1 protein-coding gene is annotated in these 3,953 nt (G+C 76.0%); it reads right to left on the bottom strand.

All coding sequences use genetic code 11. From position 1 onward, the window contains the following. Nucleotides 1-3,953: type I polyketide synthase (locus ACQRUO_RS38845; protein WP_428320903.1), on the bottom strand; the 3,953-nt coding region annotated here is incomplete at both ends.

The following is a 3,953-nucleotide window of genomic DNA, read 5'->3' as shown; positions in this document are numbered from 1 at the left end:
CGGCCGGTGCCGCGCTCGCGCCCCTTGCGGCGCTGCTTGGCGCCGCCGCGGCGGGCCTCGCCGGCCGCCTCGACCGGGCGCAGCACCAGGCCCCCGATGCCCAGCACCGGCTCGCCGGTCGGGTCGGCGGCCAGCAGCGCCAGCTTCTCGGGGCCGGTCCGGGTCAGCCGCACCCGCAGCGCGGCCGCACCGGCGGCGTACAGCTCGACGTCGGTGCAGGCGAAGACGATCCGGTCGCGGCCGATGCCGTCCAGCACTCCGGTGCCGAGCGCGTGCAGCGCGGCGTCCAGCAGCGCCGGGTGCAGGCCGAACTTCTCGGCGTCCCCGGCCGCCGCGGCCGGCAGGGCGACCTCGGCGTACACCTCCTCACCGCGCTGCCAGACCGCGCGCAGGCCCTGGAACCGCTCGCCGTAGCCGAAGCCGGCGGCGGCCAGCCGCGGGTAGAGGTCGCCGACCTCGACCGGCGTCGCGCCGGCCGGCGGCCAGACGGTGAAGTCGCCGGCCGGCAGCTCGGCGTCCTCCTCGGCCGGCGCCAGCACACCGGCGGCGTGCCGCTGCCAGCGGGCGTCCAGCTCGGCGTCCTCGGCCCGGGAGTGCAGGGCGAAGCTGCGCCTGCCGTCCGGCTCCGGCGCGGAGACGGTGAGCCGGACCTGCACCGCGCCGTCGGCGGGCAGCACCAGCGGCGCCTCCAGGGTCAGCTCCTCGACCAGGTCGCACTCGGTCTCGTCGGCGGCCAGCAGCGCCAGTTCGAGCAGCCCGGTGGTGGGCAGCACGGCCCGGCCCTGCACGGTGTGCTCGGCCAACCAGGGCTGCACCGCCGGGGCGAGGCGGCCGGTGAGCAGGCAGCCGCCGTCCTCGGCCAGCGTCACCACCGCGCCGAGCAGCGGGTGCTCGACCGGCTCGATGCCGAGCGCGGCCGGGTCGGCGGTGGCGGCGACGGCGGGCTCCAGCCAGTAGTGGCGGTGCTGGAAGGCGTAGGTGGGCAGGTCCACCCGGCGCACCGGGTGGTCGGCGAAGAGCCGGGTCCAGTCCACGGTGGCGCCGTTGACGTGCAGTTCGGCGAGCGCGGTGAGCAGGGCGGCCGGCTCGACGCGGTCGGCGCGCAGGGCGGCGGCGAGCAGCGGCGGCTCGGGCTCCTCTGTGGCGTCGGCGGGCACCGGCAGGGCGGCCAGGCAGTCGTCGGCGAGGGCGGTGAGGATGCCGTCGGGGCCGAGCTCCAGGTAGCGGGTGGCGCCGGCGGCGTGCAGGGCGCGGATGCCGTCGTGGAAGCGGACGGCCTCGCGGACGTGGCGCACCCAGTAGTCGGGGGTGCTCCAGTCGTCGGTGACGGGTGCGCCCGTCAGGGTCGAGACCGCCGACCGGGTGGGCGTGCCGAAGGAGAGCCGGGAGACCACGGTGCGGAACTCGTCGAGCATCGGGTCCATCAGCGGCGAGTGGAAGGCGTGGCTGACGGTCAGGCGCTTGGTCTTGCGGCCCAGCCGCTCGACGTGGGCGGCGATCGCCAGGGCGGCGGTTTCGTCGCCGGAGACCACGGTGGCGGTCGGGCCGTTGACCGCGGCGATGGAGACGCCGTCGGTGAGCAGCGGCAGCACCTCCGCCTCGGACGCCTGCAGCGCGATCATCGCGCCACCGGCCGGCAACGCCTGCATCAGCCGGCCGCGGGCGGCGACCAGGGTGCAGGCATCCTCGAGGGAGAACACCCCGGCCACGTGCGCCGCCGCGATCTCACCGATCGAGTGCCCTAGCAGCAGGTCCGGGGTGACACCCCAGGACTCCAAGAGGCGGAACAGCGCCACCTCGAGCGCGAAGAGCGCGGGCTGGGCGAACTCGGTACGGTGCAACCGCTCGTCGTCACCGAACACCAGCTCGCGCAGATCGGCGGCCAGGTCGAAGCGCGCGCAGACCGCGTCGAAGGAATCGGCGAACACCGGGAACGCGTCGTACAGTTCACGTCCCATCCCCGAACGCTGCGCACCCTGACCCGTGAAGAGGAAGGCCGTGCGGCCCTCGGCGACCGCCCGGCCGGTGATCAGGCCGGCGGCCTCCGTGCCCTGGGCGAGCGCGGCGAGGGCGCCCTCGCCGAGGGCCACCGCGCGGTGCTCGAAGACGGCGCGTCCGGCGGCGAGCGAGTAGCCGAGGTCGGCGGCGTCGACGTCCTGGTGCGAGGTCAGGTGGTCGCGCAGCCGGGCCGCCTGGGTGCGCAGCGCGGCGGCAGTGCGGGCGGAGAGCGGCCAGAGGACGGGGGCCTGGGCGGTGTCGCGCGGCTCCGGCTCCACCGGCTGGTCCGGGGCCTGCTCGATGATGGCGTGCGCGTTGGTGCCGCTGACGCCGAAGGCCGAGACGCCGGCCCGGCGCGGCTCGCCGGTCTCCGGCCACGGCTGCGCCTCGGTCAGCAGCGCCACCGCGCCGGTCGACCAGTCGACCTCGGCGGTCGGGGCGTCCACGTGCAGGGTCTGCGGCAGCACCCCGTGCTGGATCGCCAGGACCGTCTTGATCACCCCGGCGACACCGGCCGCCGCCTGCGCGTGGCCGATGTTGGACTTCAACGAGCCGAGCCAGAGCGGGTGTTCGGTGGACCGTCGACCGTAGGTGGCGAGCACGGCCTGGGCCTCGATCGGGTCGCCGAGCGTGGTGCCGGTGCCGTGCGCCTCGACCGCGTCGACCTGGTCGACCGTCAGACCGGCGTTCGCCAGCGCCGCGCGGATCACCCGCTGCTGGGCCGGGCCGTTGGGGGCGGTGAGGCCGTTGGAGGCGCCGTCCTGGTTGACCGCACTGCCGCGCAGCACCGCCAGCACCGGGTGGCCGAGTCGCCGGGCGTCACTCAGTCGCTCGACCAGCAGCATGCCGACGCCCTCGGACCAGCCGGTCCCGTCGGCCGCCGCCGCGAACGGCTTGCAGCGACCGTCGGCGGCCAGCCCGCGCTGCCGGCTGAACTCCACGAACGCCGCCGGGCTCACCATCACGGTCACGCCGCCTGCAAGCGCCAGGTCGCACTCACCGGCGCGCAGCGCTTGGGCAGCCAGGTGCAGGGCCACCAGCGAGGAGGAACAGGCGGTGTCGATGGTCATCGCCGGGCCTTCCAGCCCGAAGGTGTAGGCCAGGCGCCCGGAGACCACCGAGGTGGCACTGCCGGTCAGCAGGTGACCCTCCAGCCCCTCCGGCACCTCGTGCAGCCCGGCGCCGTACCCCGAGGTCGAGGCGCCGACGAAGACACCGGCCCGGCTGCCCTTCACGGCCGCCGGATCGATGCCGGCCCGCTCGAACACCTCCCAGGAGGTCTCCAGCAGCAGCCGCTGCTGCGGGTCCATCGCCAGCGCCTCGCGCGGCGAGATCCCGAAGAAGGCGGCGTCGAACTCCCCGGCGGCGCTGAGGAAGCCGCCCTCGCGGGCGTAGACGGTGCCGGGGTTGGCCGGGTCGGCGTCGTAGAGCGCGTCCAGGTCCCAGCCACGGTCGGTCGGGAAGCCGGAGACGGCGTCCCCCGCGCCTGCGACCAGGCGCCAGAGGTCCTCCGGGGAGTGGACCCCGCCGGGCAGCCGGCAGCTCATCGCGACGATCGCGACGGCCTGGTCGGCGGTCCGGTCGAGGGCCTGGCCTGCGGCGGAGGCGGGCGAGGTGGCGGAAGCAGTGCCGGCGTCCACCGGCGACGGGTCGGTACCCACGAGTTCGTCCTTCAGGTGCTCGGCGAGAGCAACGGGGTTGGGGTAGTCGAAGACCAGGGAGGAGGGCAGGCGCAGGCCGGTCTCGCGGCCGAGCAGGTTGCGCAGCTCGACGGCGGTCAGCGAGTCGAAGCCCAGCTCCTTGAACGGCCGCTCCGCCACCACGGCGTGCGGCGAGGCGTGGCCGAGGGCCGCCGCCACCTGGGCGCGGACCAGGTCCAGCAGCAGGCGGTCGCGCTCGGGCGCGGGCAGCGCGCGCAGGCGGCCGGCGAGGCCGGCGGTCGCCGCGGGGGCGGT

Source organism: Kitasatospora sp. LaBMicrA B282 (assembly GCF_050325825.1).
In the GTDB taxonomy this organism is placed as follows: Bacteria; Actinomycetota; Actinomycetes; order Streptomycetales; family Streptomycetaceae; genus Kitasatospora.
This window is presented reverse-complemented; position numbering and strand designations above follow the sequence as displayed.